Below are 4,342 nucleotides of genomic sequence, written 5' to 3'. Positions count from 1 at the left end.
TATCCGCCCAATCCGGTTGATGCTGGAGCGTCAAGAAATGATGGTTGCGTGAGAAAGCGGATACTTCAGGACCGACTCTATCGGGCTTCGGTAACCGATGCCAGAATGCAGTCGCTGCGGGTTGTAGAAGTCATTGATGTAGTCACGGACTGCGATGTACAGTCCATGGTCGGTTCATGCTGCTGAGCACGTTGTGACGCTGCAGCAGGTTTTGGACTTCATGGGCGCCATACTCAACACCCCGATCCGTATGGAAGATCAGCCCCGGTGCCGGCTGTCTGCTGTCCAGTGCCGAGCGCAGCACCACGCGGCTGACCATGGCTGTTTTCTCATGGCTCAGTTTCCAACTGACAATGCGCCGCAAGAACCGAAACCAGTGACACAGAAAGCGCACACCATAAGTGCGCCATGACGGCTTATGAATCGGTATCTGTCTTGTGTGCTTCCGACAGAAACCGTTGCCACTTTTTTAGCAGGTCGTTCTCCCGCTTCAACTGCTCGTTTTCCTTGCGCAGCTTCTTCATGTCCGCGCTCTCGGCTGTCACAGCGCTATCCTTTTGTTCCGGCTTGGGTTTGCGGGGCTTCTTCGGGGCCACGGCTCTGGTTCTCCGTGAAGGCCTCAACAGGCCTTCTCTGTATTCCTTGCGCCATCGTGACAGCATGAATGGATGGATGTCCATGCGCTCTGCTACGTCCTTGATCAGGACTTCCGGGTTGAGCGTCATTTCAACGGTCTTGCGTTTGAACTCCAGGCTGTACTGACGGGTTTTCTTGGCCAGGTTGGACTTTGGCATGGGACACCTCCGGGTGATTTTGAGGTGTCCGTTTTAACGGGGCAGGTTCACCGTCGCTGTGACTGGCTTGGTTAGCTTTTTTCCGTATTTTCGAGAAATACAACGGATAGACCTGCTGCAATGAACGTCGACCCTGCACCAATATTAAGGCCAAGTATAGCGCGCGGATGACTCTCTAACCATCGAGCAAAAATGGATGAAAAAACACCCAGCACAGCGAAAGTGCTGAATGCCATAAAAGCAAACCATGTGCCCAGGATGAGCGTTTGCAACTCAATTGATCCATGCATTGGCGATACAAACTGAGGAACAAATGCCAAGATAAACAGAGCCGGTTTCGGGTTAAGCACATTCGTCAGAAAGCCGGTTACAAATACTGCCCTGTAAGGCAAATGATTATTCGATTGAAAAGTAATCAAACTTCTTGAGCGTAACGCTTTGATACCCAGCCAAATCAAATATCCAGCCCCAACAAACTTAACAACACTGAACGCTGCCGCTGACGTTTGAATGAGCGCCGCCAAACCAAGGAGCGCTACAAGTACATGCACCATAAGTCCAAGACCCGCACCTACACTGGATATGCTTGCAGCAAGACGCCCCTGACTAAGCCCTCGGCTCACTGCAAGTATGTTGTCGGGCCCCGGAACAAGGATGATCAAAATGCATGCTGCGGTGTACGCAACCCATGTTTCAACTGGAACCATGCTTCCTCCTAATGAAGCTAACGCTTGGGTTAACCGGCCCCGCCACCGCGCCTGCCCGGCATTGCCGGCCCGGAGCTTTCCGGGGTCCGGTTGAACCCTTTGTTATAGCATTTTCTCATAGATGAGCAGCTTTTTTTCTTCATGTTCGCCTTCCCCGCAGTACTTATATCCCAGCTTCTCATATATATGACGTCCTCGACTGTTGCCCTCGAAGACATCCAGCCAAACGCGTTGTCGGTGCAACACAGAGAGACAAAACTGTTCCATCTCTGCGATTGCTGACTGGCCAATTCCCCGGCCCTTGGCAGAGACGACTATGCGACGAAACTCGACACTAGTCATATCTTGATCGAGGAACAGAATAATGAAGCCCACCAGCTCATCTGCATCCAAAATTCGGAGATAGACGAAGCTGGGATCCATCATGTTATGGGCATGTTCGGCTTCCGTATAAGGTAGAATGTATTGCTCCGTATCCACCGCCTTCTCCATGGCCGCAAACACGTTCGAATCCCTAATTGATGCCAAATCGATCTTTGCCATGTTTCTTCCCAATTCTCTAACGCCGCCAACACGCGCAGCTTTGGAATGGAGGCGAAGCCGCAATGGAAAAGCTGTTGATCTTGCCCCGATAAATCGGACACATTTCTGTTAAGCAACGGCCTGCTCATACTCTATCGGGCTTCGGTATCCGATGCCAGAATGCAGTCGCTGCGGGTTGTAGAAGCCATTGATGTACTCACGGACTGCCGTGTACAACCCATGGTCGGTTCATGCTGCTGAGCACGTTGTGACGCTGCAGCAGGTTTTGGACTTCATGGGCGCCATACTCAACACCCCGATCCGTATGGAAGATCAGCCCCGGTGCCGGCTGTCTGCTGTCCAGTGCCGAGCGCAGCACCACGCGGCTGACCATGGCTGTTTTCTCATGGCTCAGTTTCCAACTGACAATGCGCCGCAAGAACCGAAACCAGTGACACAGAAAGCGCACACCATAAGTGCGCCATGACGGCTTATGAATCGGTATCTGTCTTGTGTGCTTCCGACAGAAACCGTTGCCACTTTTTTAGCAGGTCGTTCTCCCGCTTCAACTGCTCGTTTTCCTTGCGCAGCTTCTTCATGTCCGCGCTCTCGGCTGTCACAGCGCTATCCTTTTGTTCCGGCTTGGGTTTGCGGGGCTTCTTCGGGGCCACGGCTCTGGTTCTCCGTGAAGGCCTCAACAGGCCTTCTCTGTATTCCTTGCGCCATCGTGACAGCATGAATGGATGGATGTCCATGCGCTCTGCTACGTCCTTGATCAGGACTTCCGGGTTGAGCGTCATTTCAACGGTCTTGCGTTTGAATTCCAGGCTGTACTGACGGGTTTTCTTGGCCAGGTTGGATCTTGGCATGGGACACCTCCGGGTGATTTTGGGGTGTCCGTTTTAACGGGGCAGGTTCAACGTCGCCGTGACTGTTATTGTTAGGCATTTTCAATGAATTTTATGATGTTCTCAGCGGACTCCTTTTTAACTGAAAATAGGTGTTCCGCCAGCTTATTAACAACATCCCATTTTGATTCTAAAAAAGTTCTAGCATTGTCATGATGGAAGTCATACTTATGACTCAGCCCGGCTGCTTTGAGGTTTTGAACGGCCAACTGATAATCTGGCCCTGCCGAGCTTCGACTGGGATTGAGAGATGGGTCAGTTTCGGCGGCAATTAGTTCGCCAACGTACCCTGAACATAAGATGACAGCCAACTCCTTGCTCACCTCTTTGTCTTTTGCTGTTTCTGCGGAAGGAGGCTTTCCGTTTTCAATACATTTCGATTTGCTTAGTGAGACGAAAATTTCTCCGGCTCCATAGTCCTCCAAATCAATACCCAAAACAATGCTATGAAATTTTGAATAATATGCCGTTACAGCATGGGCCGCCTCGTGAAATGCGGCTTCCTTCTTGATGGTCATAATTCTCCTTAAAGCCTAACACCCCAAGCAGGGGCATATTTTTGCGTTTTGAGCGCAGCGAAGCAAAAATATGTCCCGCTGCCTTGGATTGTTATAAGTCCCAAGCTTACATGTCACACCCGAACTAGTCCGTCTATTCCCTGGTCTCTAACTTTGTAGAACTCCAATCCCTTTTTATTGCATAAAGCTCGAAGTTCAGTGTCTTTTGCACATTTGTAACCGGCGGTGACGGAAACCATTCTGAACCGCTCATCAAGGTCCAGGGTTTCATTGCCATTGTGAAGCACAAAGCGCCACTCACTCTCGTAGCTCCATTCAGAGCTTTTAGTAAACAATAGCCTCGACAGCAAGTCCTCTGGAGAAAGTATAAAGCTAGAAGCTAGATAACTCTTTAGTTCGTTGGTATATTGCACTGGAACAGACGCCAAGCCGTTAGGCAGGCTTGAGAAGTCAACTTCATATTCGATACAAATCCCCCGGTGACTATCAGCATAATGAGCCCACATTAAACTATGCATCTCGGTGGGGGTAGTACAAAGGACCCGTAGGGTGTTTTTATACTCATCGACTTTATCTATAAGACTGTTGAGTTCAACGAAAACTTCCCACGGCGAGGATCTACTAAGTGCTTCTCTCATGCCCTCAGAGAACCAATTTGGAATTATCCAATTTGACTTTACGTTTTGGTATAAAATTTTAGCGGCGCTTATAACATCGTTATCATTGAAGGGGCTGAACCCATGGATAAGTTTTTGTTTTCGTATCATCCCTTCGACAGGGTCATTAAAGTTACTTATCTTTCCGAAATACGCCACGTCGTCGGTCCTGAAGTATCCGCTTTCTCACGCAACCATCATTTCTTGACGCTCCAGCATCAACCGGATTGGGCGGAT

The 4,342-nt window shown here is 49.8% G+C and carries 9 protein-coding genes; all 9 read right to left on the bottom strand.

Going from position 1 to position 4,342, the window contains the following annotated elements; genetic code table 11:
• Positions 1–142 precede the first annotated feature (142 nt).
• The 9 genes from E4656_RS20070 to E4656_RS20815 all read right to left on the bottom strand — a co-directional run bounded on the left by E4656_RS20070 (position 143) and on the right by E4656_RS20815 (position 3,955).
• A complete protein-coding gene (locus E4656_RS20070) occupies positions 143–364 on the bottom strand; it encodes a DDE-type integrase/transposase/recombinase (RefSeq protein ID WP_167856160.1) in 222 nt (73 codons plus the stop codon).
• Between the two features lie 52 nt (positions 365–416).
• Positions 417–794 (bottom strand): transposase, encoded by a 378-nt coding sequence (locus E4656_RS20065; RefSeq protein ID WP_135485107.1) that lies wholly within the window; start codon positions 792–794, stop codon positions 417–419.
• Positions 795–865: 71 nt separating this feature from the next.
• Entirely contained in the window at positions 866–1,501 is a 636-nt protein-coding gene (locus E4656_RS20060) for a LysE family translocator (protein ID WP_135485106.1), read from the bottom strand.
• 102 nt (positions 1,502–1,603) lie between these two features.
• Positions 1,604–2,044 carry a GNAT family N-acetyltransferase gene (locus tag E4656_RS20055; RefSeq protein WP_135485105.1) on the bottom strand — a complete coding sequence of 147 codons (441 nt, stop codon included), beginning with the start codon at positions 2,042–2,044 and terminating at the stop codon, positions 1,604–1,606.
• 108 nt (positions 2,045–2,152) lie between these two features.
• Complete coding sequence (locus E4656_RS20820) at positions 2,153–2,260, bottom strand: IS3 family transposase (protein WP_135485104.1); 108 nt, start codon at positions 2,258–2,260, stop codon at positions 2,153–2,155.
• Entirely contained in the window at positions 2,241–2,462 is a 222-nt protein-coding gene (locus E4656_RS20045; protein ID WP_167856159.1) for a DDE-type integrase/transposase/recombinase, read from the bottom strand. Before E4656_RS20045 ends, E4656_RS20820 begins: the two co-directional genes overlap by 20 nt.
• 52 nt (positions 2,463–2,514) lie before the next feature.
• Positions 2,515–2,892 carry a transposase gene (locus E4656_RS20040; protein ID WP_135485102.1) on the bottom strand — a complete coding sequence of 126 codons (378 nt, stop codon included), beginning with the start codon at positions 2,890–2,892 and terminating at the stop codon, positions 2,515–2,517.
• Between the two features lie 71 nt (positions 2,893–2,963).
• A complete protein-coding gene (locus E4656_RS20035; RefSeq protein WP_135485101.1) occupies positions 2,964–3,449 on the bottom strand; it encodes a hypothetical protein in 486 nt (161 codons plus the stop codon).
• 113 nt (positions 3,450–3,562) lie between these two features.
• On the bottom strand, positions 3,563–3,955 hold the full coding sequence (locus tag E4656_RS20815) for a DUF2971 domain-containing protein (RefSeq protein WP_420812701.1): 393 nt from the start codon (positions 3,953–3,955) through the stop codon (positions 3,563–3,565).
• Between the last annotated feature and the right edge of the window lie 387 nt (positions 3,956–4,342).

Source organism: Natronospirillum operosum, assembly GCF_004768465.1.
Classification (GTDB): Bacteria; Pseudomonadota; Gammaproteobacteria; order Pseudomonadales; family Natronospirillaceae; genus Natronospirillum; species Natronospirillum operosum.
This window is presented reverse-complemented; position numbering and strand designations above follow the sequence as displayed.